Annotated in this window: 23 protein-coding genes and 2 tRNA genes; 17 read left to right on the top strand and 8 right to left on the bottom strand. The window is 70.0% G+C overall.

Annotation, left to right across the window (positions count from 1 at the left end; all coding sequences use genetic code 11):
- The first annotated feature begins 2 nt into the window (after positions 1 to 2).
- The 4 genes from HCN51_RS46985 (at position 3) to HCN51_RS46970 (ending at position 3,808) form a co-directional block, all read left to right on the top strand.
- Positions 3 to 2,051 carry a UvrD-helicase domain-containing protein gene (locus HCN51_RS46985; protein ID WP_168018414.1) on the top strand — a complete coding sequence of 683 codons (2,049 nt, stop codon included), beginning with the start codon at positions 3 to 5 and terminating at the stop codon, positions 2,049 to 2,051.
- A 106-nt stretch (positions 2,052 to 2,157) separates the two neighbouring features.
- A complete protein-coding gene (tesB, locus tag HCN51_RS46980; protein ID WP_346434043.1) occupies positions 2,158 to 3,027 on the top strand; it encodes an acyl-CoA thioesterase II in 870 nt (289 codons plus the stop codon).
- A gap of 114 nt (positions 3,028 to 3,141) precedes the next feature.
- Positions 3,142 to 3,408 carry a hypothetical protein gene (locus HCN51_RS46975; protein WP_168018412.1) on the top strand — a complete coding sequence of 89 codons (267 nt, stop codon included), beginning with the start codon at positions 3,142 to 3,144 and terminating at the stop codon, positions 3,406 to 3,408.
- Positions 3,409 to 3,538: 130 nt separating this feature from the next.
- Positions 3,539 to 3,808 carry a WhiB family transcriptional regulator gene (locus tag HCN51_RS46970; RefSeq protein ID WP_080045300.1) on the top strand — a complete coding sequence of 90 codons (270 nt, stop codon included), beginning with the start codon at positions 3,539 to 3,541 and terminating at the stop codon, positions 3,806 to 3,808.
- 698 nt (positions 3,809 to 4,506) lie between these two features.
- Here the strand turns inward: HCN51_RS46970 and HCN51_RS46965 are convergent.
- On the bottom strand, positions 4,507 to 5,100 hold the full coding sequence (locus HCN51_RS46965) for a hypothetical protein (protein ID WP_168018411.1): 594 nt from the start codon (positions 5,098 to 5,100) through the stop codon (positions 4,507 to 4,509).
- 495 nt (positions 5,101 to 5,595) lie between these two features.
- On the opposite strand from HCN51_RS46965, the gene HCN51_RS46960 reads away from it, so the two are divergent.
- Positions 5,596 to 6,225, top strand: a complete 630-nt coding sequence (locus HCN51_RS46960) for a WHG domain-containing protein (protein ID WP_206068697.1) — start codon at positions 5,596 to 5,598, stop codon at positions 6,223 to 6,225.
- A gap of 466 nt (positions 6,226 to 6,691) precedes the next feature.
- On the opposite strand, the gene HCN51_RS46955 is transcribed toward HCN51_RS46960, so the two are convergent.
- Together HCN51_RS46955 and HCN51_RS60575 are read right to left on the bottom strand one after the other, a co-directional pair.
- On the bottom strand, positions 6,692 to 8,026 hold the full coding sequence (locus HCN51_RS46955) for an AarF/UbiB family protein (protein WP_168018410.1): 1,335 nt from the start codon (positions 8,024 to 8,026) through the stop codon (positions 6,692 to 6,694).
- Between the two features lie 78 nt (positions 8,027 to 8,104).
- A complete protein-coding gene (locus HCN51_RS60575; RefSeq protein ID WP_240973984.1) occupies positions 8,105 to 9,736 on the bottom strand; it encodes a ThiF family adenylyltransferase in 1,632 nt (543 codons plus the stop codon).
- Here HCN51_RS60575 and HCN51_RS62710 point away from each other — a divergent pair.
- The 3 genes from HCN51_RS62710 to HCN51_RS46930 all read left to right on the top strand — a co-directional run bounded on the left by HCN51_RS62710 (position 9,629) and on the right by HCN51_RS46930 (position 12,472).
- Entirely contained in the window at positions 9,629 to 11,308 is a 1,680-nt protein-coding gene (locus HCN51_RS62710) for an enoyl-CoA hydratase/isomerase family protein (protein WP_346434042.1), read from the top strand. The two genes, HCN51_RS60575 and HCN51_RS62710, sit on opposite strands and share 108 nt — an antisense overlap.
- Before the next feature lie 67 nt (positions 11,309 to 11,375).
- The gene (locus HCN51_RS46935; RefSeq protein ID WP_222107624.1) at positions 11,376 to 11,891 is read left to right on the top strand and encodes a M48 metallopeptidase family protein; all 516 of its coding nucleotides are present in this window, start codon (positions 11,376 to 11,378) and stop codon (positions 11,889 to 11,891) included.
- Positions 11,888 to 12,472, top strand: a complete 585-nt coding sequence (locus HCN51_RS46930; protein WP_168018408.1) for a glycosyltransferase family protein — start codon at positions 11,888 to 11,890, stop codon at positions 12,470 to 12,472. The genes HCN51_RS46935 and HCN51_RS46930 overlap by 4 nt, the downstream gene beginning before the upstream one ends.
- 49 nt (positions 12,473 to 12,521) lie before the next feature.
- Here HCN51_RS46930 and HCN51_RS46925 read toward each other — a convergent pair whose 3' ends face one another.
- From HCN51_RS46925 to HCN51_RS46915, 3 genes are read right to left on the bottom strand one after another with little or no spacing between them, the layout of a single operon-like run.
- Positions 12,522 to 13,508 carry an endonuclease/exonuclease/phosphatase family protein gene (locus HCN51_RS46925; RefSeq protein WP_168018407.1) on the bottom strand — a complete coding sequence of 329 codons (987 nt, stop codon included), beginning with the start codon at positions 13,506 to 13,508 and terminating at the stop codon, positions 12,522 to 12,524.
- Between the two features lie 31 nt (positions 13,509 to 13,539).
- The gene (locus HCN51_RS46920; protein WP_428981578.1) at positions 13,540 to 14,103 is read right to left on the bottom strand and encodes an NUDIX hydrolase; all 564 of its coding nucleotides are present in this window, start codon (positions 14,101 to 14,103) and stop codon (positions 13,540 to 13,542) included.
- Positions 14,100 to 15,305, bottom strand: coding sequence for a zinc-dependent metalloprotease (locus HCN51_RS46915; RefSeq protein ID WP_080045307.1), 1,206 nt, complete (start codon positions 15,303 to 15,305; stop codon positions 14,100 to 14,102). Before HCN51_RS46915 ends, HCN51_RS46920 begins: the two co-directional genes overlap by 4 nt.
- A gap of 133 nt (positions 15,306 to 15,438) precedes the next feature.
- Here HCN51_RS46915 and HCN51_RS46910 point away from each other — a divergent pair, with 133 nt between their 5' ends.
- The 9 genes from HCN51_RS46910 (at position 15,439) to HCN51_RS46870 (ending at position 25,232) form a co-directional block, all read left to right on the top strand.
- A complete protein-coding gene (locus tag HCN51_RS46910) occupies positions 15,439 to 16,512 on the top strand; it encodes an NAD-dependent epimerase/dehydratase family protein (RefSeq protein WP_168018447.1) in 1,074 nt (357 codons plus the stop codon).
- A gap of 18 nt (positions 16,513 to 16,530) precedes the next feature.
- Entirely contained in the window at positions 16,531 to 16,956 is a 426-nt protein-coding gene (locus HCN51_RS46905) for a molybdenum cofactor biosynthesis protein MoaE (RefSeq protein WP_080045308.1), read from the top strand.
- A 10-nt stretch (positions 16,957 to 16,966) separates the two neighbouring features.
- A complete protein-coding gene (locus HCN51_RS46900) occupies positions 16,967 to 18,013 on the top strand; it encodes a YlbL family protein (RefSeq protein ID WP_168018405.1) in 1,047 nt (348 codons plus the stop codon).
- A gap of 128 nt (positions 18,014 to 18,141) precedes the next feature.
- Complete coding sequence (locus HCN51_RS46895; RefSeq protein WP_168018404.1) at positions 18,142 to 21,087, top strand: UPF0182 family membrane protein; 2,946 nt, start codon at positions 18,142 to 18,144, stop codon at positions 21,085 to 21,087.
- 56 nt (positions 21,088 to 21,143) lie between these two features.
- Positions 21,144 to 21,220 (top strand) — tRNA-Met (locus HCN51_RS46890).
- Between the two features lie 110 nt (positions 21,221 to 21,330).
- Positions 21,331 to 21,407 (top strand) — tRNA-Met (locus tag HCN51_RS46885).
- Positions 21,408 to 21,504: 97 nt separating this feature from the next.
- Positions 21,505 to 21,972: a group II truncated hemoglobin gene (locus tag HCN51_RS46880; RefSeq protein ID WP_168018403.1), complete on the top strand. Its 468-nt coding sequence runs from the start codon at positions 21,505 to 21,507 to the stop codon at positions 21,970 to 21,972.
- Between the two features lie 9 nt (positions 21,973 to 21,981).
- Positions 21,982 to 24,567 (top strand): sensor histidine kinase, encoded by a 2,586-nt coding sequence (locus HCN51_RS46875; protein ID WP_168018402.1) that lies wholly within the window; start codon positions 21,982 to 21,984, stop codon positions 24,565 to 24,567.
- Positions 24,564 to 25,232 carry a response regulator gene (locus tag HCN51_RS46870; RefSeq protein ID WP_168018401.1) on the top strand — a complete coding sequence of 223 codons (669 nt, stop codon included), beginning with the start codon at positions 24,564 to 24,566 and terminating at the stop codon, positions 25,230 to 25,232. Before HCN51_RS46875 ends, HCN51_RS46870 begins: the two co-directional genes overlap by 4 nt.
- A gap of 10 nt (positions 25,233 to 25,242) precedes the next feature.
- On the opposite strand, the gene HCN51_RS46865 is transcribed toward HCN51_RS46870, so the two are convergent.
- Together HCN51_RS46865 and HCN51_RS46860 are read right to left on the bottom strand one after the other, a co-directional pair.
- The gene (locus tag HCN51_RS46865) at positions 25,243 to 25,416 is read right to left on the bottom strand and encodes a hypothetical protein (protein ID WP_240973980.1); all 174 of its coding nucleotides are present in this window, start codon (positions 25,414 to 25,416) and stop codon (positions 25,243 to 25,245) included.
- A gap of 150 nt (positions 25,417 to 25,566) precedes the next feature.
- Positions 25,567 to 25,965: a hypothetical protein gene (locus HCN51_RS46860; protein ID WP_168018399.1), complete on the bottom strand. Its 399-nt coding sequence runs from the start codon at positions 25,963 to 25,965 to the stop codon at positions 25,567 to 25,569.
- Positions 25,966 to 26,358: the final 393 nt, after the last annotated feature.

The raw sequence follows: 26,358 nt of genomic DNA, 5'->3' as shown, positions 1-26,358 counted from the left end.
AGGTGAACGACGCGGACGACGTACTGACCGGGCTCGACCCCGAGCAGCGTGCTGTCGCCGAGGCCGTGCGCGGGCCGGTGTGCGTGCTGGCCGGCGCGGGCACCGGCAAGACCAGGGCCATCACCCACCGCATCGCGTACGCGGTGCGCAGCGGGGTGGTCGACGCGCAGAGCGTCCTCGCTGTGACGTTCACCACGCGCGCGGCGGGGGAGCTGCGCCAGCGGCTGCGCGCGCTCGGCGCGCCCGGCGTGCAGGCCCGCACGTTCCACGCCGCGGCGCTGCGCCAGCTCACCTTCTTCTGGCCGCGCGTGATCGGCGGCGCGGCCCCGTCGGTCATCGAGTCGAAGCTGCCCGTCCTCGGCGAGGCGTGCCGCAGCCTGCGCCTCACCCCCGAACGCTCCGAGCTGCGCGACCTCGCCTCCGAGGTCGAATGGGCCAAGGTCACCCAGATCGGCCCGGAAGACTACGTGGCCGCCGCCACGAAGTACCACCGCACCCCGCCCATCCCGGCCGAGCAGGTCAGCCGCGTCTACGAGGCGTACGAGCGGATCAGGCGCGAGCGCCACCTGGTCGACTTCGAGACCATCCTCGAGCTCACCGCGGCCGTCATGACCGAGCACCAGGAGGTGGCGGCGCAGATCCGCCAGCAGTACCGCTACTTCGTCGTCGACGAGTACCAGGACGTCAACCCGCTGCAGAAGCTGCTGCTCGACACCTGGCTCGGCGGCCGCGACGACATCTGCGTGGTCGGCGACCCCAACCAGACCATCTACTCCTTCACCGGCGCCAGCCCCCGCTACCTGACCGGGTTCGGGGTCGAGCATCCCGACGCGGCCGTCATCAAGCTGGTGCGCGACTACCGCTCCACCCCCCAGGTGGTGAACCTGGCCAACCTCGTGATCGCCAAGGGCCGCTCGCCGCACCGGCTGGAGCTGGTCGCCCAGCGGCCCGACGGCCCCAAGCCGGCCTTCAGCGAGTACGACGACGAGCCCGCCGAGGCCGCCGGCGTCGCCCGGGGCATCAGGAAGCTGCTCGACAAGGGGGTCCCGGCACGTGAGATCGCCGTGCTGTTCCGGGTCAACTCCCAGTCGGAGGCGTACGAAGAGGCCCTGACCAAGGCGGAGATCCCGTACGTGCTGCGCGGCGCCGAGCGGTTCTTCGAGCGGCCGGAGGTCCGCCAGGCGGTCGTGCTGCTGCGCGGCGCGGCCCGCTCCGCCGCCGGCGAGCCCCTCGCCTCCGAGGTCCACCACATCCTGAGCGGCATCGGCCTGACCCCGGCGCCGCCCGGCGGCGGCAAGGCGCGGGAGAAGTGGGAGTCGCTCAAGGCCCTGGCGGATTTGGCCGAGGACATGGCGGCCGAGGGCGCCGACCTGCCCGCGTTCGTCACCGAGCTGGAGCGGCGCGCCTCCGAGCAGCACGCCCCGCCCGTCGAGGGCGTCACCCTGGCCTCGCTGCACGCCGCCAAGGGCCTGGAGTGGGACGCCGTGTTCCTCGTCGGGGTCACCGACGGCATGCTGCCGATCATCTACGCCGAGACGCCCGACCAGATCGAGGAGGAGCGCCGGCTCCTCTACGTCGGCGTCACCCGGGCCAGGGAGCACCTGTCGATCTCGTGGGCGCTGGCCCGCGCGCCGGGGGGCCGCAAGAGCCGCCGCCCGTCCCGCTTCCTCGACGGCCTCACCGGCCGCGCCTCGGCCCCGCCGCGCATGGCGCCGTCCGCCTCGCGCGAGCGCCGCCAGGTGGCCACGCCGGTGAGCTGCCGTGTGTGCGCCAAGACGCTGGTCAACGCCACCGAGCAGAAGCTGGGCCGCTGCTCCACCTGCCCGGCCGACTACGACGAGGCGCTGCTCGAACGCCTCAAGGCGTGGCGCACGGCCACGGCCAAGGAGACGAAGGTGCCGCCGTACGTCATCTTCACCGACGTGACGCTGCAGGCCATCGCCGAGCGCGCGCCGGTCACCGAGCAGGAGCTGCTGTCGATCGCGGGGGTCGGCCGGGTCAAGCTCGACCGGTACGGCGAGGCCGTCCTGGAGTTGTGCCGAGGGTCATAACGCCTGGGCGCACTACCAGGCCCCCACATGGGGTGAAATGGGCGACACGTCAAACTTGTCCCAGAGACCTGTCTGGGGGACTGGCGACCACGGAGGGGATGGACACGTGAACTCGGCGCTGAAGGAGCTCCTTGACCTGCTCGACCTGGAGCAGATCGAGCTCGACATCTTCCGCGGCAGGAGCCCGGAAGAGCGCATCCAGCGCGTCTTCGGCGGCCAGGTGGCGGCGCAGGCCCTGGTGGCGGCCGGCCGCACGGTCCCCAAAGACCGGAACGTGCACTCGCTGCACGCCTACTTCATCCGCCCCGGCGACCCGTCCATCCCGATCGTCTACAACGTCGAGCGCCTGCGCGACGGCCGCTCGTTCACCACGCGGCGGGTCGTGGCGGTGCAGCACGGCAAGGCGATCTTCACGATGTCCGCCTCGTTCCACGTCTTCGAAGAGGGCGTCTCGCACCAGGCGTCGGTGATGCCGTCGGTGCCCGACCCCGAGACGCTGCCGACGTTCCAGGACCGCATGTACGAGCTCGTCGGCGACCAGCCGGAGCTGCGCGAGTGGTTCACCCGCCCCCGGCCCGTGGACGCGCGCTACGCCTCGCCGCTCACCTGGGAGGCGTTCCAGAACCCCGAGCTGCGCAGCGCCCAGACGAACGTGTGGTTCCGCTACCACGCCGAGCTGCCCGACGACCCGCTCCTGCACGTGGTGCTGGCCGCCTACGCCTCCGACTTCACGCTGGTCGACACCATCCTGCTGGCCCACGGCATGGCCTGGGGCGCCTCCAACGTCATGGGCGCCTCCCTCGACCACGCCATGTGGTTCCACCGCCCCTTCAGGGCCGACGACTGGGTGCTCTATGCTCAGGAGTCACCGTGGTCGGCGGGGGCGCGGGGGCTCGCGCGGGGTGAGATGTACACCGCGTCGGGTGACCTCGTGGTCTCAGTCGTCCAGGAAGCCATGATTCGCCTCACGAAATAGGCGAAATCGCAGGTAGAAAATATGTTGCCCCTTCCCGGCCTCCCGGTTTAGGGTCATGGTCAAGCGAGTCGGACGGCTTTGTTCCGACGATCCAGAGAGTGGAGGTGAGTCCCGGTGATCAGCATTCAGATGTCGGCCACGCAGTGGCTCGCCTTCGCATGCCGTGACTCGGTGAGGCTCGCCGATGGGCCCGCCAAGCTGCGGCAGGAGAAGTCTGCCCGTAGCCAGGCCGCCGCCTTCTCCGCGCGCGCCCATGTCACCGTGGCCGCCGTTCCAGGCGCTCCTGTCTACATGGCACGTATCGAACTGCCGGCCAACCAGCTCACCAAGGGTGGACTGTGCGGTCCGCAACCCTGGAGGGATGCTCCGGTCATAACCTGACCGGCACATAGCAGCCCCCAGGCCGCGGATCCGCACACAGGATCCGCGGCCTTCTTGTTTGTCCGCGATCCCCGACCACCTACGAGGTGCCCGACCAACAGATCAAAAGATCGATCGAAGGAGAAAGCAGATGGGGGCGAAGACGATCATGGACCTGATCGACGAAGCCAAGATCCCCTGTCGTACCGACCCTGACCTGTGGTTCGCCGAGTCGCCGGAGGACGTCGAGTTCGCCAAGGCACTCTGCGGCGGCTGCCCGATCCAGAAGGCCTGCCTGGCCCGCGCGCTCGAGCGTGAGGAGCCGTGGGGCGTCTGGGGCGGCGAGCTGATCCTCAGGGGAACGATCGTTCCCCGCAAGCGTCCGCGCGGCCGTCCCCGCAAGCACCCGGTCGCCGCCTGACCACCACCACGACCGCTACGCACCAACGAACCAGAAAGCGAACCAAAACGATGACCACTCGACCGAGCAGGAGCTTCGCAGTGCCGGATCTTATTCATGACCTGGTCAACGACCGAATACAAACCCTCCACCGAGAGGCGGAGGAAGCGCGTCTCATCCTGCGCGTCACCCGCGTGCAGCGGGCGCGACGGGAGGTCAAGCGGGCGAACGACCGCCTCCGCCAGGCCCTGAGCCGCCAGATCTGATCGGGGAGGTCCTGCCGCCGGCGCAGGATCTCCCCGTCAGATCCGTCACATAGAAGAGCCGGGCGCATCTTGCGCCCGGCTCTTCCCCTTGCCGCCTTTCCCTCCGCCACGCTCGCGCAGTGGCGACGGCACTTCACTTTGTGAGAACGGCCCTCGCCCCTCGCCTTCGCACAGCCGGGACGGCCCTCGCCCTGACTTGGCTCCTCGGCTCAGCCGTCGTGCCAGCCCCTACCTCACCCTCGCTCCTTCGGCCCCCTTCTGGGACACGGCCCGATCCTCACCTCCACCGAGTAGGGACAGCACCTCGTCCCCGCCTTCACATCCACTCGGTGGGGACAGGACTCCCTCGATCCCCACCTTCGCTCGGTGGAGACAGACAGCCCCCACCCACTCGGCGGGCACCAGGCCTTCACTCACCCTCGCGCAACCGCCATCATTTTCGCCCAACCGCCATCACCCTTGCCCAACCGCCATCGCCGGCGCCTCCTCTGCCTCCGCGTTGGCCGCCGTCCAGAGCCGCACCGCCATCCAGGCGACCCCGACCCCCGCCGCCACCAGCCCACCCAGATAGACCGGCTCCGGCACCAGATTCCTGAGCGACCCCGGCACCATGCCCACCGCGTAGAGCACCACGCCCACGACCGGCATGACCCCACTCCTGCCCGCCGCCACCGCGAAGGTCAGCACCCCCACCAGCAGCACGACCGACGTCACCAGGAACGCCCGCCCGGTCCCGCCCGCCAGCAGCCCGCGCACGGTCCCGCTCCCGAGGTAGGGAAAGACGAAGTGCAGCGTGTACTCGACCGCGAACGCCCCGGCCAGCCCGGCCGAGTTGAGCACGTACCCCACCAGCCCCAGCACCCCGGCCCGCTCACGAATGAGCAGGTAGATCCCGGTGATCGCCAGCAGCCCGGCGAGCGCCGCGAACGGCGCGATGGCATGCGTGAACGCCGTCTCAGGAACTAACCCACCCCGCCGCCCCGCATTGACGACGAGTAACACGGCACACCCGAACCCCGCCACAGCAGCGGCTCGCTGAACACCCATGAACGATCCCCTTCCTGATTGATCGGCGACGCACCCATCGCACCCCGCCACCTGCCTTGCCCCGTTCGCCTTACCTTCCGTTCGCCCTGCCCCCATCAACGCCCGCCCCCGTCAACGCCCGGCTTCTTCACGCCTCATCGCCCGTCCCAGCGCTTCGCTCCCGCGCTTCGCCCGGCTCACTTCGCCGATCCCACGCCCTCCCTTCGCCTCACCCGCCTCCCTCACCCGCCTCCCTCACCCGCCTCCCTCACCGGGCCGTCTTGCGTCGTCCGTCTTGCGCCGCCCTCTCCCCTCCGCCCCCTCCGCCCGCTTCGCCCTGCCGTGCCCTTGCTTCGCTCACCGGCCGCCTTCCCTCGCCGTCGCCCGCAGCCCTTCTTCCTGTGCTTCGTCTTGCCCTCTACTCCGCCTCACCTCATCTGCCCTTGGTCCCCTCACCCCGCCAAGCCCGTGATAACGCTTGTTATGATGTGCGTTATCGCCAGATAAAGTGAGGGGGTGCCGAGAGCCGTAAGCACCTCGAAAGAACTCGGCGCACTGCGCCAGGACCTCTTGGACGCCGCCATGCGCGTCCTACGCGAACAAGGCGCCCCCTACCTCACCCTGCGTCGCGTGGCAGACGCCGCCGCCACCTCCACCATGGGCATCTACACCTGCTTCGGCAGCCGCGCCGGTCTGCTGGAAGCGATCTACGAGCACGGCTTCCACCTCCTCCACGAGGCGATGACCAGCTCCCTGAACGGCCACACGGATCCGAGGGCCAGGATCATGGCGGTGGCGTACGGCTACAGGCGGTTCGCCCTGACCGACCCGGCCCTGTACGCGCTGATGTTCGAGCGCCCGCTCCCCGACTTCGACCCGTCACCGGAGCAACGCCACGAGGCCCTCCGCCACTGCTTCGGTTTGCTCACCGAAGCCACGGCCGCAGCCGCACAGGCCGGCCTCATCCGTTCCTCGAACCCGCAGCGCTCGGCGTACCTCATCTGGACCACGATCCACGGCCTGGTGAGCATCGAGCTCACCTGCTCGCTCCGCACCCCACTACCAGGCTGGTTCCTGAACTCGCGCGAGGAAGGCGAACGCATCCTCACCGAAGGTGTCCAGTCCCTCCTCGCGGGCCTCACCTGATCAAGCCCCTGTCGGGCCCCGCACTCCACGCGTCGCCCACGCCTTGCGCGCCGAGGCACTGCCCGAGCCTTGACGACGCGTAAGCATCGCCCTCATGCCTTGCTGCGCCTGCACATAGACGCAGGCGTACGCACTCCCCCGTACGCCTGCGTCTCGTACCCCTCTTAGCGCGCGGACAGTGTCTCGTACTCGCCGCCTCTCGCACGCCATGTCTCAGATGCGCGCCATCTCCGACGCGGCATACCTCGGCCGCGCTACCCCTTCGCCGTTCCTCGCTTCGTCCTCTTGGAGCCGTTTCGGTCTGTCGACACCGCAGCCGGTGGGCTGTGGCTGCCCGGCGGGTGCGTGTGCGTCCGTCCCTTGCTGCGGGCGTCCTCTGGTGGCAGGGCGTGCACGGGGGCATGCCGGAGCGTGGTGAGTGCGTCCGCGAATCAAGAAAGGGCGGGGCGCGGGGGCGGTGATAGGGCTAGCCGATCGGTAGTGGTTGGTCGTCGGGGTCGTCGGCGAAGCCGGGGACCCAGCGGATCACCTCGTCTCGGAAGCGGGCGGTGGTGCCGAGCTGGCAGAGCACGCCGACGCCGGCCGCGTGCACGCGGTGGATGAGGACGTACGACGGCGGGAGGTTGAGCTGGCGGACCACGTTGGTGGGGCGGAGGTCGGCGACGCGGGCCGCCTGGGCCTGGAGCCACTCGCGGCTGAACGTGAACTCCTCCACCGCCGTCGGCTCCACGTACGGGGCGAGGAAGGCGCGCAGTGCGTCGGGGTCGATGTCGATGTCCTGGCGGATGAACCCCTCCTGGCGCAGGCCCGCCATGACGGTTTCCATGTCACCCTGGTTGAAGATGCGGGTGAGCTGGCCGAACGCCTTGGGGTAGCCGTCGGGCAGGCGGTTGACGGCGCCGAAGTCGAGAACGCCGAGCTTGCCGTTGGGGAGCATGCGGAAGTTGCCCGGATGCGGGTCGGCGTGCAACATCCCGACGCGGGCGGGGGAGCAGAACAGGAAGCGGACGAAGAGCAGGCCCGCGTGATCGCGCTCCTCCTTGGTGCCGTCGGAGATGATGCGCGACAGCGGGGTGCCTTCCATCCACTCGGTGACCAGCACCATCTCGTTGGCCGCGACCACGTCGGGGACGTGGAAGTCGGGGTCCTCGTCGAACTCGAGGGCGAAGGCGTGCTGGGCCTCCGCCTCGCGCAGGTAGTCGAGCTCTTCCGCGATGCGCTCGCGCAGCTCGCTCAGCAGGGCCTTCATGTCGAGCCCGGGCAGCAGGACGCCGAACAGCTTGCCCAGCCGGGCGAGCTGAGAGAAGTCGCCGAGCAGCGCCTTGCCGGCCCCCGGGTACTGGATCTTGACGGCCACCTCCCGGCCGTCGTGCCACACCGCCTTGTGCACCTGACCGATGGAGGCCGCCGCCGTCGGCTGGTCGTCGAATGACAGGAAGTGCTCCCGCCAGTCGTCGCCGAACTGCTCGGTGAGGACCTTGTGGACGGTCGACACGGGCAGCGGCGGCGCGGCTTCTTGGAGCTTGGTCAGCGTGGCGCGATAGGGGCCGGCGATCTCCTGCGGCAGCGCCGCCTCGAAGATGGACAGCGCCTGCCCCAGCTTCATGGCGCCGCCCTTGAGCTCGCCCAGCACCTTGAAGACCTGCTCGGCGGTGCGCTGCTGAACCTCCTGCGCCACCATCTCCGCCGACTTGCCCCCGATGCGTTTGCCCAGGCCGAGGGCGGCGCGACCGGCGAAACCGAGTGGAAGGGTGGCCAGCTTGGCCGAACGCGTGACAGCACGGCGCGGAAGATCGCTCACACTGATGCGCGGAACCTCGGCGAGATACCGCTTCCCCCCTTCGTGGTCGCTCTGACCTTCGTGGTCGTTCTGAGCACGTCAGTCGCGGTCAGGTGCCATGACCATTCTTAGCGAATATGGATTGTTTCGCATACAACGACATTGGGGGTGGGCCTTCCACGACCGTCTCTTCCAGCGCCAATCAGGGGTTACGTCCATTGTGCCGTTGGTCACAGGGGGCTCCTTGCCGTCGAGAAAAGCAAGCGCATGACCGACCACCTGGGCCGCGACGGCCGCCGACAGAGCCACGTCACAGGCGATCTCCCCTGGTGGATACCCACCCAGACGGGCCCTGACGATGGGCCAGCGGGGATCGTGATCCCGCCGCGTCAGGTCGATGCAGTGCAGGCACGCCGTGTCGCCGGGCAGGACCAGCGGGCCCACGGTGCCGTGGCCCTCGAAGGCGGACACGAGGAGGTGGGGGATGCGCAGGAAGGTGAGGTCGTCGACCAGCAACATGTCGAGCGGGGTGACCGGGGCCAGGATGACGAGGTCCGGCAGGTCCGACTTGTCCCCGAGGGGCGTCCCGCCGGCCACCGCCTTGACCGTCGGCCGGCACTGATCCTCCGCCTTGCCGGTCTCTCGCTTCCTTGTCCTCCTTCCTTCCTCGGTCTTCTCCGGGGGCGGTTCCGTGGAGCGGTCCCTCTCCCGAGGTGGTTCGGCAGCGCGGCCTCTCTGCGGGGACGGCTCGGCGGCGTGGTTTCTCTGCCGGGATGGGTCGGCAGCGTGATTCCTCTGTCGAGTTGGGTCGGCAGCGCGCGGGGTGGAGAGGGGGACGGCTTCCCGCGACGGGGCCCGCGAGAAGGCACCGCTGCCGGTGGCGTCACGGGAAGGGACCGCGCCCGGACCTGGCCGGGAGGGTGGTGGGGAGGCCGGCAGGGCCCTTGCACGCGTGTCCGGTGATGCGCCTGCGTGCGCGTTCGAGGTGGTGCCTGCGTGCGTGTTCGGCGGAGTGCCCGCGCGCGTGCTGGATGGAGGACCGGCGTGCGGGCCCTCCGGCGGGGAACCGGTGCGCGTGCTCGATGCGGGATTGGTGCGGGAGTTCGGCGGCACCGGCGGTGAGACGGCGGGCCGAGCGCGGGAAGAGGGGCTGCCGCCGTTGTCGCGCGCGGGCGCGGGAAGGCGAGCCCCGGTGCTCCTGGCCGCTCCTGTGCCGGTGCTCTTGGTCGTGCCTGTGCCAGCGCCTCCAGTTGCTCCCGTGCCGGTGCTCCTGACCGTGCCTGTGCTGATGCTCCTGGTCGCTCCCGTGCCGGCGCCCCTGGTCGTCGCCGTGCCGGTGGCTCTGGTGGGGGGTGGACCGCCCATGCGGTATCGGGAGGATCTGGGGGCGCCTGGTGCGTCGCGGGGATCGATGGGGTCGGGTTGGAGGCCTGCGGCGTCGAAGGCCGCCTTGATCTCGGCGGCCGTGGGCTCGTCGGGCTCCACCGGGGTGCGGCCGGCTGAGGTGAGTCTCCTGGCCACCGCTACAGCCCCCACCTCGCGTGGCATGCCTACCTCGGCCCACGTGAGCCCTCCGGGTGTGAGGTCCTGCGGGCGGGTTTCCTCTGGGTCCAGGACGCGGATGTGGCCCACGCCGGCGGCGGCCAGCAGGGCGACGACCTGGGCTCCGACGCGGCCGGCACCGTAGACCCGTACGCGGGACCTGCGACGGCGCTCGAAGAGGGTGATCATGCCGTCGGGAGCGGTGGAGCCGAGGTCGAGGGCGTTGAGGTCGGGTTTGAGGCGGTCTCTTTCCTCCAGGGGCAGCTCGCGCAGGCAACCGGGGCCGGTGGAGGCGTCGTGCAGCGCGCCCTGGGCGGCGAGCTGTTCGAGGAGGGAACGGGCGCGAAACTCGTCGAGGCCCGCCAGGGCCGCCTCGCGCAGGACCGTCTCCAGATCGCGGGTGCCGTCGAGGCCCTCGACCCACTCGCGGACGGGTGGGGTCAGGCCGCTCAGCGTGACCGCACGAAGGGGGTGTGCGCCGAGCTGCAAGGTGCGCTCGTCGCGGAGGATGCGTCGCAGGGTGGGCTTCACACGTGGCCTCATGGCGGGAAGGTTTCCATGCCGGAGCAAGATCCCGAGAGGGTTCGGTGGCGGCTGTGGATAACTTCCGCCAACGTCTCTCCGTCTTGTGGAAACTCCCGCCCGGTGGTTACGGCCCTCGCCACGAAAGTCGGCGCGCAGCCCGGCCACACAACCGGGCCACACAACCGGGCCACGCAACCGGGCCACGCAACCCGGCCAGGTAACGGGCTGGGCGCCTGGATGGCAACGGGGGCGACGCGGCTGGGCATACTGACTGCACGATGCGGCTGGGCGATCTCGCTGGGCGACGCGATGGGCGATCCGGCCGCATACTCGGCGCGGGTGCAGTCGGCTGAGCATCCCGGCTTGGTGTCCCGACTGGACGACGCGGTTGGGCGAGGCGGTTGGGCGCCTCGCCTGGGCGACCCAGCGAGACAGCGCCGCTATACGCTTCCCCGCATGAACGAGCTCTCAGTTGATCGCAAAGACGACGGAGTAGTACTGATCACCCTCAACCGCCCCGACCTCCGCAACGCCATGACCGACACCATGACGGCCGAATGGCGCGCGACGATGACAGACCTGGCCTCGGACCGCGACGCCCGCTGCCTGGTGGTGACGGGTGCGGGGACGGCCTTCTCCTCCGGTGGCGACCTGTCGTGGATCGGGGAGCGGGGCGCGGAGCCCGTGCCGCGGCTGCGGGAGCGGATGCTGGCCTTCTACCGCACCTGGCTGATGATCACGGAGCTCGAGATCCCGACGGTCGCCGCCGTGAACGGCCCGGCGGTGGGTGCGGGACTGTGCGTGGCGCTGGCCTGCGACCTCGTGTACGCCGCCGACGACGCCAAGCTGCTGGCCCCGTTCACCTCCCTGGGGCTGCATCCGGGGATGGCGGCCACGTACCTCCTGCCGAGGAGGGCGCCCGCGCTGGCGCGGGAGATGTTGCTGACGGGCCGCACGGTGTCGGGGGCGGAAGCGGCGGATAAAGGGCTGGTAAATCAGAGTTTCCCGAAAAATGACCTAATGTCGGAAGTGGCGGGCATCGCGGCGAAGATCGCTCAGAACGCTCCCATTGCCACAAGGCTCACCAAAGTCGCCCTCAACCAAGACCATCAAGAGCTGGAAGCCGCTCTGAGGTGGGAATCCTTGGCCCAGCCCGTGACCATGGCCTCCGCCGACATGATGGAGGGCCTGGCCGCACATCGGGAAAGGCGCATGCCCAAATTCACCGGCTCTTAATCATCTGACCAGCAGAAACAACGTCCACCCTCTGTGGAATTTCGTCAGTCTCGGCTACCGTGCATATGTGCCCCCCGAGACAGTCGAGGTTCGTCGCAGTTCTCGTCGCCGGCGTACGGTGTCCGCATACCGCGACGGCGACAAGACCATCGTGCTCCTGCCCGCCTGGCTGAGCGGCGAAGACGCGGATGAATGGGTGAGCCGGATGCTGGATCGGCTGGCCGCCAAGGAGCGTCGGCGAAGGCCGACCGACGAGGCGCTGCTCGAACGGGCGAAAGAGCTGTCGGCGAAGTATCTGGACGGCGAGCCGCAGCCCGTGAGCGTGCGCTGGGTCGACAACCAGCAGCACCGCTGGGGCTCGTGCACACCGGAGACCGGTACCATCCGCATCTCCACCAGGCTCAAGGGCCTGCCCGAGTGGGTCATCAACTATGTGATCATCCATGAGCTCGTGCACCTGCTGGTGCCCAGCCACGGAGCCAAGTTCTGGGCGCTGGTAGAACAGTATCCGAAGGCGGAGCGGGCCCGCGGGTTCCTGGAGGGGTTCTCCGCCGCGGCCCACACGGCACCGGAGGAGTGTTGACGCGCATCGCCGCCGTCCTGGTACGACAGCACATGGCGCAGGCCGCGCCCCCTGGCGTCGACCCCGACGAGTTCCTGGAGGCGATGGCCGAAGACACGTACGAGATCGTCGCGGGCCTGGAGCTCGTCACCCCCGTGCTGGTCACCAGCGTCCCCGGCCTCGACGAGATCGTCTGGCCGGGCACCGAGGTGATCACGATCGGCGAGGGCGAGCCGCTGAAGGACGTTCTCGCACGTCTGGAGGGCGATCAGGCCGCGGTCGTCAGCGCTGACGCGCCCGACCTGCCGCCGCTGCTCATCGGCAAGCTGTTCAGGGAGCTGGGCCGGGCCGAGATCACGGTCTGCCCGGCGGAGGGCGGCGGCGCCGTGGCCATGGCCTGCGCCCTGCCCGCCCCGGCCTGGGCGGCCCCCGACCTCGACGCGTACGACGTCGTCAAGCACCTGCGCGCCCAGGCGCCCGGCCCCCGCCGGGTCGCCACCACGCCGGGCTGGCACCGCCTGCGCACACCCCAGGACGTCGAGCGCCTCGATCCCGGCCTCGAAGGCTGGGACAACACGAGGGCCCTGGTCACCGCACGGTGAGCGAAGACGCGAGAGCCCTGGTCCATGAGCCAAGGCACGAGGGCCCAGGTCACGGCACGGTGAGCTCGGCCAGCACGGCCCGATGGTCGGTGCCGGGCACGTCGCGCACGCTGACCTCCCGCACCCCCACCCGCTGATCCACCAGCACGTGGTCGATCGTGATGAGCGGCGGCACCCGCTTGTTCGCCGGCCAGGTGGGGATCAGCCCGGCCCCCACCTGGTCGGCCGCGTCCTTGTAGCCCCGTGACAGCAGCCCCCGCATGGCGGCGTGGTCGAGCGAGGCATTGAAGTCGCCGGCGATGATCCTGATCCGGTCGGCCGAGGCAGAGGGGAAGGCCGCGAGTGCCGCGTTCCAGTCGCCGACCTGCGGCCCCAGCGGCGGGAACGGGTGCGCGTCGATGAACTCGATCGCCTTGCCGCCGGGCAGCGAGATCGTGGCCGCGGGCATCTGGTGCCCGACGGGCGGCATGACGTCCCAGAGCGCCTGCGCGGGATGCTTGGAGTAGAGCCCGCTGCCGCCGGCGCTCCATTCGTCCTGGAGCACCCGGTACGGCATGATCTCCTTGAGCCCGGCCGCGTCGAGGTCGGCGACCGCGCCCGGCGTCAGCTCCTGGGTGCTCAGCACGTCAGGCTGGAACTCCCGCACCAGCTTCATGATCGTCGCGATGTCGGCCCTGCCGAACAGCATGTTGATCGTCATGACCTTGAACGGCCGGCCCGCGGTGGCCTCGGCGGTGCCCAGCGCCCTGGGCAGCACGCTGAAGCCGAGCGCCGTGGCCGACAGCAGCGCGACGGCGGTCGCGGCCCGCTTGCGCCCGACCGCGGCGATCAGCAGGGGGATGAGCGAGCCCGCCGCAGCGTACGGGGTGGCCGTCATGAGCTGCGTGGGCAGCGACCCGCGCTCCAGCCCGGCGACCCTGACCACCGCCCAGGCGGCGAACGGGGTCACCGCGGCCCAGGTCAGCGCCGTTGCGGGGAACTTCCTGCGTTTGCGTACGGGTGTCACGATCGTGCCGCCGACGGCAGAAGTCTCCACGCAGCCCCCTTTTGGAACGACACAAAAGACTCTAGCCAAGCATGCGCGAGCCCGAGCCGAGCGCCGCTTGTCCGCGTGCGGCCAATCTCCGTGTCGCCTCGTCGGACAGCTCGGGGATCTCGTCGACGGGGAACCAGCGCAGGTCGAGCGACTCCTCGCTCATCACGGCCTCGGCCCCGGCCGGCGCCACGGCGGCGTACTCGACATCGAGGTGCCAGCTGCGGGGCGGATGGCACCACACGACGTGCTTGTCCACGGCGAGCGGCCCCGGCAGCAGCTCCAGGCCGGAGATCCCCGACTCCTCCCACGCCTCGCGCAGCGCGGCCGCCGCGAGTGACGTGTCGGAGATCTCGCAATGACCCCCCATCGGCAGCCACATCTTGGCCTTGGGGTGCAGCGTGAGCAGCACCTTGGAGCCGTCGTGCGACAGCACCGCCGTGGTCGCCGTCAGATGCCCGGGCACGCATTCGCGCAGCATGGCGTCGTCGTGCGTGCGCAGGTGCTCCAGGAACTCGACGCGCAGCGCCTCTTCCTCAGGAGTCGGCGCCGTCCAGGAGGACAGCACCTCCACCGCGTCGTCGTGCAGCAGGCTCAACCTTCGTCGCCCTTGTCGTCGGGGCCTTCGTCGAGCTGGGAGATGTCCCAGGTCGCGTCGCCGCGGAGGAACGCGTCGGGGTCGTCGAGGTCGTCGGCCGTCGGCATCAGGTCGGGGTGGCCCCACAGCGCGTCGCGCCCGTCGAGCCCGCGCTCGTTCTGCAGCGCCTGCCACAGGGCGGCGGCCTCGCGCAGCCGCCTGGGCCGCAGCTCCAGCCCGACCAGGGTGCCGAACGTGAGCTCGGCCGGCCCGCCGGTGGCCCGCCGCCGGCGTACGGTCTCGCCCAGCGCGACGGCGGAGGGCAGCTTGCCCTGCGCGGCCTGGTCGACCACGGTGGCGACCCACCCCTCGACCAGGGCGAGCATCGTCTCCAGCCGCGCCAGCGCGGCCTTCTGCCGCTCGGTCTCCTCGGGCTTGAGCAGGTTTCCCCCGCTCAGCGCCTCTTGGATGGCCTGGGGGTTGTTGATGTCGAGCCCGCGGATCTGCTCTTCGAGCGCGGACGTGTCGACCGTGATGCCCTTGGCGTACTCTTCGACGGCGCCCAGCAGGTGCGAGCGCAGCCACGGCACGTGCTGGAACAGCCGGTGGTGCGCGGCCTCGCGCAGCGCGAGATAGAGCCTGATCTCGTCGGCCGGGATCTCCAGGCCGTCGCTGAAGTGGGCGATGCCGCCGGGCAGCAGCGCGGCCGTGTCGGACAGGGGCAGCCCGATGTCGGTCGTGCCGATGACCTCGCGGGCCAGCGAGCCGAGCGCCTGCCCGATCTGCTGGCCGACCATCATGCCGCCCATCTGCTTCAGCATGCCCATCAGCGGCCCGGCCATCTGCTGGGCCTCGGGGGGCAGCCCCGAGCCGCCGAGCGCGCCGCCCATGGTGTCGACCATGCGCTCCGCGATCGGCTCGCAAAGCTTTCGCCAAATCGGGATCGTGTTCTCGATCCACTCCGAGCGGCTCCAGGCCTGCGGGGCCGACACGCCGCTGGGCAGCGTCGTCGCCTCGTTGAGCCACAGGTCGGCCAGGCTGAGCGCGTCGACGATCTGGCGGCGCTCGCCTTCCATGACACTGGGGTCGCCCTCGGCGACCACGGCGTGCCTGGCGATGTTCTTCGCCATGTCCCAGTTGACGGGGCCGGAGCCCTGCGGCGCCGACAACATGTCGGCGAACTGGCGCATGGCCTGGGCCATCTGCTCGGGGTTGCCGAACATGGCGAACGGGTTCTCGTTAGGGTCGTTTTCGCGACCTGGCAGGTCAGTCACCGGTCTACCTCATGCAGGATGGAGGAGGAATCCACATCCGCCACGTTAGTCGTCCGACGGCGGATCAGTGCAAAGTGAGGACCTGGTGCCTACCTCGAAACGCCCGCGTCAACCCGTCGTCGCCGTCACGGGTGCGGCCTCCGGCCTGGGCCGGGAAGTGCTCGCGAAACTCGTGACCTCCGCGGATTTCCGCAGAGTGGTGGCCATCGACGAAGAACGCGGCGACGTCCAGGAAGCCACGTGGAGAGTGATCGACGTACGAGATCCGCTCTTGGCGAACCGGATCTCCGACATCGACGTCCTGGTCCATCTGGCCGGTGACTACGCCGTCGACTCCGACCCGGCCGAGCGGCGGGCGTACAACCTGCGCGCCGCCCAGACGGTGCTGACGGCCTGCGCCGCCGCGCGCGTGCGGCGGGTGGTGCTGGTCACGAGCGCGATGGTGTACGGCGCCGCGCCCGACAACGAGGTGCCGCTGCCGGAGGACGCCCCGGTGGCGGCCGAGCCCGACACGGGCGTCGTGGGCGACTTCCTGGAGATCGAGTCCCTGGTACGCCGCTCGCTGCGCAGCCACCCCGGCCTGGAGGTGACCGTGCTGCGCCCGGCGGCCGTCGTCGGCCCCGGCGTCGACACGGTGATCACCCGCCACTTCGAGTCGCCGAGGCTGCTCACCGTCAAGGGCTGCAGCCCGCACTGGCAGTTCTGCCACATCGACGACCTGGTCTCGGCGCTGGAGCTGGCGGCGCGCGGCCTGGTCAGCGGCGTGGTGGCGGTCGGCTGCGACGGCTGGCTGGAGCAGGAGCAGGTCGAGGAGCTGTCCGGCATCCGGAGCCTGGAGCTCCCGGCGGGCCTGACGTTCGGCACGGCGCAGCGCCTGCACCGCCTCGGCATCACCCCGGCCCCCGCGACCGATCTGCACTATGTCGTCTACCCGTGGGTGGTCGACTGCGCGGCGCTGCGCGAGGCCGGCTGGAAGCCGTCGTGGACGAACGAGGCCGCCTTCGAGCAGCTCCTGGAGCTGCGGGCGAACCGTACGACGGTGGTCGGCAGGCGCCTGCCCGTCAAGGAGGCCACGCTCACCGCCGCCGGCGCCACGGTGGCCGTGATCGGCACCGCCGCGATCGTCCGTCAGGTACGTAAGAAGCGGCGCGGATGAACGGTTAGAGTCTTTCCCGTGGACGTCATCCGCTTGCTCGGCATTCGCGACACCTCGCTCTCGGTCGACGAGGTGCTGGCAGCCGTGGCCGATCACGCCGCGGGCGGCACCGCGTTCTTCGTGGGCACCGTCCGTGAGCAAGACCATGGGAAGCCGGTGACCAGGCTCTCCTACTCGGCCCACCCCTCGGCGGAGGCCGAGCTGCGCCGGGTCGCCGAGAAGGTGGCCGCCGACTTCCCCGTCACGGCGGTCGCCGCCGTGCACCGGGTGGGCGAGCTGGAGCTGGGCGACATCGCCGTGGTCGTCGCCGTGGCCGCGCCGCACAGGGGTGAGGCGTTCGAGGCGGCCCGCCGCCTGATCGACGATCTCAAGGCGCAGGTCCCCATCTGGAAGCACCAGGTGTTCGCCGACGGCGAGACCGAGTGGGTCGGCGCCGGCGAATAAGCTCATCGACATGTCACGACGCGCCCTGACCCTGCTGATCGCGGGTTTCCTCGTGCTCGCGCTCGGGGTGATCGGCGCGTTCCGCCCGGTCCCGTACGTCGTGCTGAGCCCGGGCCCCACGGAGAACACGATCGGCGAGGTCGACAAGAAGCCCGTGATCTCCATCAAGGGCAGGCAGACCTACCCGACCAGCGGCGCGCTGAATCTGGTGACGGTGGCCTACCAGGGCGGCCCGGCCGCCCAGATCGACCTGCTGACCGCGCTGCGCGGCTGGCTCGACCCGACGGTGGCGGTGGTGCCGCAGGAGACGATCTTCGCTCCCGGCCGCGACGCGGAGGAGGTCGAGGAGGAGAACGTCGTCGAGATGTCGAACTCCCAGGACTCCGCGACCGCCGCCGCGCTGACCGAGCTGAAGATCCCCTACTCGGTGGGCGTGGGGGTGCTGTCCACGGAGAAGGGCAAGCCCGCCGACGGCAAAGTGCAGAAGGACGACGAGATCACCGCCGTCGACGGCAAGCCGACGAAGGATTCCGACGCCGTCCAGCAGGCGGTCAAGGCGCACAAGCCGGGCGAGAGCGTCGTGCTCGGCATCGTGCGCGGCGGCAAGAAGCTCGACGTCACCCTGCAGACCGTGGCCGGCCCCAAGGGGCAGACGATCGTCGGCCTGACCATGGGCCCCAAGTTCAAGTTCCCGTTCGACGTCGACATCAACGTCGGCGACGTCGGCGGGCCCAGCGCGGGGCTGATGTTCTCCCTCGGCATACTCGACAAGCTGACGCCGGGCGAGCTGACCGGCGGCAAGAAGATCGCCGGCACCGGCACCATCCAGCCGACGGGCGAGGTGGGCGCGATCGGCGGCATCGCGCAGAAGATGATCGGTGCCAAAGACTCCGGCGCCACCGTCTTCCTGACCCCGCCGGGCAACTGCGCGGAGGCGCTCAACGCCGTCCCCGACGGCCTGCGGCTGGTCAGGGCCGACACGCTGCACCAGGCGGTGCTCGCGCTCGACGCGCTGCGCACGGGCAAGGGCGAAGTGCCCTCGTGCGAGGCCGGATGAAACTTCTGGCGATCGTCGTGCGTTAGCCGTACGGCTGGCACAGCGGTGTAGGTTGCCAGACACGGACCGTTTTTCATTACGACGAGGGGTTGGCCTTGAGCTTCCGGACCCCAGGAGCCGGTAGGGCGATGCGCTTGCCCCGCCGACCGCGACTGCTTCTGCCTGTGGCGATCGCTCTCGTGGCGATCGTGGCGCTGTTCTTCCTATTTTCCGGCATTTATACCGATTATCTGTGGTACGACTCGACCGGCTTCACCGCGGTCTTCAGCGGCATGGTGCTGACCCAGATCGTGCTGTTCGTGGTCGGAGCGCTGCTGATGGTCGGCATCGCCGGCGGCAACATGTTGCTGGCGTTCAAGACGCGGCCCATGTTCGGGCCGGCGATCTTCGGTGGTGGCAGCGGAGCCGACCGCTATCGCATGGCGCTCGACCCCCACCGCAAGCTGATCTTCATTGTCGGCATGGGGCTGCTCGCCATCTTCTCCGGCTCCTCCTTCGCGGGCCAGTGGAAGACGTGGCTCGAGTTCAGCAACGGCGCCTCGTTCGGCAAGACGGACAAGTTGTTCGGGATGGACATCTCGTTCTTCATGTTCGACTATCCGTTCATCCGGATGGTGCTGAACTTCCTGTTCACCGCCGTGATCATCTCGATCGTCCTGGCGGCGATCACCCACTACCTGTACGGCGGCTTCCGGCTGCAGTCGCCCGGCGTGCACGCCTCCAAGGCGGCCCGCATCCACCTGTCGGTCCTGCTGGGCATCTTCGTGCTGCTCAAGGCCATCGCCTACTGGGTCGACCGGTTCGGCCTGGTCTTCTCCGACCGCGGCTACGTGCACGGCGCCTCCTACACCGACGTCAACGCCGTCCTGCCGGCCAAGACCATCCTCGCGATCATCGCGCTGATCTGCGCCGCGCTGTTCTTCGCCGGCGTGTTCCGCCCCGGCGGCATGCTGCCCGGCGTCTCCTTCGGCCTGCTCGTGCTCTCGGCCATCCTGATCGGCGGCGTCTACCCGGCGCTCGTCGAGCAGTTCCAGGTCAAGCCCAACCAGCAGGGCAAGGAGTCGGCCTACATCCAGCGCAACATCCAGGCCACGCGCGAGGCGTACAACATCGACAAGGTCGAGGTCGAGACCTACAACGCGCAGGCCGACCCGGCCAAGGTGCAGGCCAACGGCGACACCTCCGTCTCCGGCGTGCGCCTGCTCGACCCGGCGCTGCTCGGCTCGACCTACGAGCAGACGCAGCGCATCAGGGGCTTCTACAGCTTCGCCGACCCGCTCGACGTCGACCGCTACCCCGACAGCTCCGGCAAGCCCGTCGACCACATCGTCGGCGTGCGCGAGCTGACCGGGCCGCCCACCGAGCAGAACAACTGGATCAACCGCGTCCTGAAGTACACCCACGGCTACGGCTTCGTCGCCGCGCCGGGCAACCAGGTCGACTCCAGCGGCCTGCCCGCCTACGACGCCAAGGACATGCCGGTCACCGGCCCGCTGGTCGACAGCACCAAGCTGAAGGAATCGCGCATCTACTTCGGCGAGAACGAGTCGGCCTCCGAGTACGTGATCGCGGGCGGCGACCCCAACAACCCGCAGGAGCTCGACTACCCGGAGACCGGCGGCACGGGCCAGAAGAACACCACCTACACCGGCAAGGGCGGCGTGCCCGTCGGCTCGTTCTTCAACCGGCTCCTGTACGCGGCCAAGTACAGCGAGGCGAACATCGTCCTGTCGGGCGACATCAACGACGCCTCCAAGATCCTGTACGTGCGCAACCCGCGTGACCGGGTCGAGAAGGTCGCGCCGTTCCTCACGCTCGACGGCAACCCCTACCCGGCCATCGTCGACGGCCGGATCCAGTGGATCGTCGACGGGTACACGACGTCGAACGACTACCCGTACGCGCAGAGCCAGAGTCTCGGCGACATGACGCGCGACACCTCCACCGACCGCCGCGTCATCGCGCAGCAGCCGAGTGACAAGATCAACTACATCCGCAACAGCGTCAAGGCCACGGTCGACGCCTACGACGGCACGGTCAAGCTGTACGCGTGGGACGCCAACGACCCGCTGCTCAAGACCTGGAGCAGCGCCTTCCCGGGCGTCATCAGCCCGGCCTCCGAGATGAGCGCCGACCTGCGCCAGCACGTGCGCTACCCGGAAGACCTGTTCAAGGTGCAGCGCTTCACGCTGTCGCGCTACCACATCACCGACCCGGGCGCCTTCTACGGCGGCCAGGACGTCTGGAACGTCCCCGGCGACCCGACCCAGGGCGACAAGAACATCAAGCAGCCGCCCTACTACCTGACCACCACGATGCCGGGCACCAACACGCCGGCGTTCTCGCTGACCACGACGTTCGTGCCCCGGCAGGGCCCGAACCTGGCGGCGTTCATGGCGGTCAACTCGACGGCCGGGCCCGAGTACGGCCGGATGCGCATCCTGCGGATGCCGCCGTCCGCCACTCCCATCCCCGGCCCCGGTCAGGCCCAGAACGCGTTCCAGAGCCGCTTCGCCGGTGAGCTGAACCTGCTGGGCGTGGGCGCCTCGTCGGTCCGTTACGGAAACCTGCTCACGCTCCCGTACGCGGGCGGCCTGGTCTACATCGAGCCGGTCTACATCCAGGTGACCGCGGGCGGCGGGCAGGAGCCGTACCCGATCCTGCAGCGGGTCCTGGTGTCGTTCGGCAGCAAGATCGGTGTGGCCCGCACGCTGGAGGAGGCGCTCGCCGAGGTCTTCGGCGGCGAGCAACAGCAGCAACAACCGAGCGATCAGCAACAGGCCCAGCCGAACACGTCCAACTCGGCCCTCAACACGGCGATCTCCAACGCCAAGAAGGCCTACGCGGACGCGCAGAAGGCGCTGCAGGCCAGTCCGCCCGACTGGGACGCCTACGGCGACGCCCAGAAGCGGCTGGAGGAGGCGCTGCAGGCGCTGGAGGGGGCGAACGCGCAGCAGCCGGCTGCGACGCCGTCACCGTCCGCCTCGCCCAGCGCTTCGCCGTCGGCATCGCCCTCAGCGTCATCGTCGGCGTCACCGTCGGCGTCGCCATCGCCTACGAGCACGACCTCTTGACGCCTTCGATTTGCGCTCGCCCCGCGCCGACCGGTAGCCTACAAAGGCACAAGCGACGCGGGGTGGAGCAGTTCGGTAGCTCGCTGGGCTCATAACCCAGAGGTCGCAGGTTCAAATCCTGCCCCCGCTACCAGGTAGAGGCCCGGGAATCCGGAAATGGAGACCCGGGCTTTCGCTTGTGGTGGGTGGATGACTGGTTCGCGCACTGCTCGACAGCCTGTATAGTAAGTACTGACACACCGACGCGGGGTGGAGCAGTTCGGTAGCTCGCTGGGCTCATAACCCAGAGGTCGCAGGTTCAAATCCTGTCCCCGCTACCAAGGAAAGTCCCCGGTCGCCGGTTCATCCGGCGGCCGGGGACTTTTTCGTATGTCATCGGGCTTGTCGGCCCCTGGTGGCGGCTGATTACATGATTACATGACGGATCAGGCAGTGCCGACGCTGTACGAGTGGGCGGGCGGCACCGAGGCTTTCCAGCGGCTGACCGAGGTGTTCTACCGCAGCGTCGTCAAGGACGACCTGATCGGGCCGCTGTTCGCGCACATGGACCCGGATCACCCCCGGCACGTCGCGATGTGGCTGAGCGAGGTCTTCGGCGGCCCCGACCGCTACACGACCGAACGCGGCGGCTACCCCAACATGCTCCGCCACCACCTCGGCAAGGCGATCACCGAGCCGCAGCGCCGCCGGTGGGTGAGCCTGCTCATGGACGCCGCCGATGAGGCGGGGCTGCCCGACGACCCCGAGTTCCGGGCCGCGTTCGTCAGCTACATCGAATGGGGCACCAGGCTGGCCGTGCACAACTCGCAGCCGGGAGCCACGCCGCCGCAGGAGGCCCCGGTGCCGCGCTGGGGGTGGGGGGTCGCGCCGCCGTACCAGCCGTAACCTGGAGGAATGAGAGGGCGGCTGCGCGTCTACCTCGGTGCGGCGCCCGGGGTGGGCAAGACGTACGCCATGCTGAGCGAGGCGCGCCGCGCCCGCGAGCGCGGCAAGGACGTGGTCGTAGGCTTCGTCGAGACCCACGGCCGCGCCCGCACCGCCGCCCTCCTCGACGGGCTGGAGATCGTGCCGCGGCGCGGCATGACGTACCGCGGCACGACGTTCACCGAGCTCGACCCCGACGCCGTCATCGCGCGCGCACCCGCGCTCGCCCTCATCGACGAGCTCGCCCACACGAACGTCCCCGGCTCCCGCAACGCCAAGCGCTGGCAGGACGTCGAGGAGATCCTCGACGCCGGCATCGACGTCGTCTCCACCGTCAACATCCAGCACCTCGAATCGCTGAACGACGTCGTCGAACGGATCACGGGGGTGCCGCAGCGCGAGACCGTGCCCGACGAGGTGGTGCGCCGGGCCGACCAGATCGAGCTGGTCGACATGGCGCCCGAGGCGCTGCGCCGCCGGCTGGCGCACGGCAACGTCTACCTGCCCGAACGCGTCGACGCCGCGCTCGCCAACTACTTCCGCGTCGGCAACCTGACCGCTCTGCGGGAGCTCGCCCTGCTCTGGGTGGCGGACAAGGTGGACGAACAGCTCGGCCGCTACCGCAGCGACCACGCCATCGCCGGCACGTGGGAGGCGCGCGAGCGCGTGGTCGTCGCGCTCACGGGCGGTCCCGAGGGCGACACGCTCGTCCGGCGGGCCGCGCGCATCGCGGCCCGAGGCAAGGGCGCCGACCTGCTCGCCGTGCACATCACCAGCGCCGACGGCCTGACCACCAAGGGAGACCCGGCCCATCTGGTACGCCAGCGCGCCCTCGTCGAGGGCCTGGGCGGGACGTACCACCAGGTGGTCGGGCACGACGTGCCGCGGGCGCTGCTCGAGTTCGCCCGCGGCGCGAACGCCACCCAGCTCGTGCTCGGCGCCTCCCGCAGACGCCGGCCCCTGACGCGAGGCGTGGGGGTGACCACGGCCGCGCTCGCGGGCGCGATCGACGTGCACATCGTGCCGCACGAGGCGATCGCGAAGGGCCGCGACCGGGCGCGGTCGGGAGCCGCGCTGACGCGCCGGCGCCGGCTGTCCGGCTGGGCGCTGGCGCTGCTCGGGATGCCGCTGCTCACGGCCGCCGTCCGGCCGGCGGGCCTGACGCTGCCCAGCGAGATCCTGCTCTTCCTGCTGCTCGTCGTGGCGGTCGCGCTGACGGGCGGCATGTGGCCGGCGCTGACGGCGGCGGTGCTCGGCTTCGGGCTGCTCAACTGGTTCTTCACGCCGCCGCTGCACACCCTGACGATCGCCGAGCCGGAGAACGTGCTCGCGCTGGCCATCTTCGTGCTGGTGGCGGCCATGGTGAGCACGGTCGTCGACCTGGCGGCCCGGCGCAGCAGGGAGGCGGCGCGGTCGCGGGCCGACGCCGAGGTGCTGTCCACGCTGGCGGGCCACGTGCTGCGCGGCGAGTCGGCGCTGCCGTCGCTGCTGGCGCGCATGCGCGAGACGTTCGGGCTGTCCGCGGTGACCCTGCTCGAACGAGGCACGGAGCGCGAACGGGGCTCGGAGCCCGAACGGGGCCCGGAACCAGAAGGAGGCCCGGAGCTTGAACGGGGCCCGGAGCTTGAACGGGACCCGGGCGAAGCGGGATCGTCCGGCGATTGGCGGGTCGTGGCGACTTCGGGGGGAATGCCCGCCACGAGCCCCGGCACGGCCGACCACGACGTGGTGATCGACGACCGGCTGGTGCTCGCCGCGCGCGGGCGCCCGCTGGAGGCGAGCGACCGGCGGGTGCTGGAGGCGTTCGCGGCGGAGGCGGCGGTCGCGCTGCGGCAACAGCGGCTGCGGGAGGCCGCCGACCGCGCCGGGCCGCTGGCCGAGGCCGACCGCATGCGGACGGCGCTGCTCGCCGCCGTGGGCCACGACCTGCGCACCCCGCTCGCCTCCGCCAGAGCGGCGGTGGAGAGCCTGCGCAGCACCGACGTCACCTGGTCGGACGAGGACCGCGCCGAGCTGCTCGCCACCGCCGACGAATCGCTGATCAAGCTGAGCCGGCTGGTGTCGAACCTGCTCGACATGAGCCGCCTCCAGGCCGGCGTCCTCGGCGTCACGCTCGAACCCGTGGCGATCGAGGACGTCCTCCCGCACGCCGTGGACGACCTCGGCCCGCCGCCCGGCCGCCTCGTGACCGAGATCCCGCCCGGCACGCCCGAGGTCATGGCCGACCCCGCGCTCCTGGAGCGGGTGCTCGTCAACCTCGTCGCCAACGCCGTCCGCCACAGCCCGGCCGGCCGTCCCGTTCGCGTCAGGGCGAGCTGGCACGGCGACCGCGTCGAGATCCGCGTCATCGACAGGGGCCCCGGCATTCCGCCCGAAGCACATGAAAGGGTGTTCCTGCCGTTCCAGCGGCTCGGGGATCGCGACAACCACACGGGGGTCGGGCTCGGCCTGGCGCTCTCGCGCGGGCTGACCGAGGCGATGGGCGGCACGCTCGTCCCTGAGGACACGCCCGGAGGAGGACTCACCATGACCGTCTCGCTGCGGCGGGCCACGTGACCCGCGTGCTCGTGGTGGACGACGAGCCCCAGATCCTGCGCGCCCTGCGGGTCAACCTCGCGGCGCGCCAGTACGAGGTCGCGGTCGCCCCCGACGGCGGCACGGCGCTGCGCCAGGCCGCCGACTGGCACCCCGACCTCGTCATCCTCGACCTGGGGCTGCCCGACCTCGACGGGGTGGAGGTCATCCAGGGGCTGCGCGGCTGGACCTCGATCCCGATCATCGTGCTGTCCGGCCGGGCCGACAGCACCGACAAGGTGGACGCGCTCGACGCCGGCGCCGACGACTACGTGACCAAGCCGTTCAGCATCGACGAGCTGCTCGCGCGCGTGCGCGCGGTGACCCGCCGCACGGGGCAGCACGGCGAGGAGAGCGCGACGGTGCAGGTGGGCGAGCACGTCGTCGACCTCGGCAGCAAGACGATCTCCGGCGGGGTACGCCTGACGCCCACCGAGTGGCACTTCCTGGAGATCCTGCTGCGCAACCCCGGCAAGCTGATCAGCCAGCGCCAGCTTCTGACCGAGGTCTGGGGCGATGCCTACCTGAAGGAGACGCACTACCTGCGCCAGTACATGGCCCAGCTACGGCGCAAGCTCGAACGGGATCCGGCACAACCGGTGCATTTGCTGACCGAGCCGGGGATGGGGTACCGGTTCCAGCCTTAGGGGCGGCGGTTCATGCCTTGCCGAGCAGGGTGACCGCTTTGCGTACCGACCAGGCGAGCAGGAACAGGCCGAAGATGACCTGGACGATGCGCATCCAGAGCGGTGAGCCCTGGTCGGCATAAATCACTATGCCGACCCACATCACGCCGAATATCCCGACCACGACGATTGCCGTCCAGTTCATCCCCCGCTGCCACATATGCGGAGTCTTGCAGGCGGCCCGCCAAGGGTGGGTATGCCCGAAGTTGTCGCGACGTCAGCGTGCGGAAACTTTGTCCCGCTTGTTCGCGGCGTCGGGCCGTGCGGGCCGATCGATGAGGCGCCGGAGGGCGGCTCAGCGGGGGAGCCGGCGGGCGGTGCCGACGCAGCGCCGCAGGCGCATCTCCCGTGGACGCGGCTTCGGCGTCGCTTCCAAGCAGGCCAGCAACGCGGCCGCCGTGCGCGCATCGGACAGGATCCGCTGCACGGCCTCGCCGTCCTCGGGCAGCTGCCCGCGCTCGGCCAGCTCCTGCCTGAGGAACGCCAGGGGGTCAGGCAGGTCCGCCATCTCGGCCGCGACCGTGGCGCGCGCCGCCGTCAGCAGGCGCAGGTAGTGGGTACGCAGGACGGCCTCACGCGTGCGAGCGTGTTCCAGGTCGTCGATCAGAGTCCTGGCGACTCGAAGCAGGTCTTCAGCGTGCGTCGCCTCGTCGGCGAGGAACGCGCGAATGTCGTCGAACTCCGACCGTGTCATGTCGGCCACCTCCGTGAGCGCAGACTGCTCGTACGTACTTCGTATCGAGGGACGATTGCGGATGACTTGCCGACGGCTTGCCTCTGGCTGTCGATCCGTGGAGGCGCAGGCGAGGTTTGAGGGTCAGGTGGGGAGGGAAGAACCTCCTGATTACCTGAGTGGGCCTGAGTGGGTGCGCCAGGCTGCTAGAGTTTCTTCCCGCAGGGCGATCCAGGGGCTCACAGAGACCCGGAGAAGCCCGGCGAATCCCACTACCTTCAGGGTCGTCCGGCGATGGTTCGGACCACTTCGGACGGGCTGGTAAGTTAGAGGGGTTGTCTCCGAAAGGGGGCAGGGATTAATTCCCGCAGGTCGAGCGAGTCCGGTCAATTTGACAGAGACTTGAACGGCTGA

The sequence above is a fragment of the Nonomuraea composti genome (assembly GCF_012034275.1).
GTDB classification, from domain to species: Bacteria; Actinomycetota; Actinomycetes; order Streptosporangiales; family Streptosporangiaceae; genus Nonomuraea; species Nonomuraea composti.
This window is presented reverse-complemented; position numbering and strand designations above follow the sequence as displayed.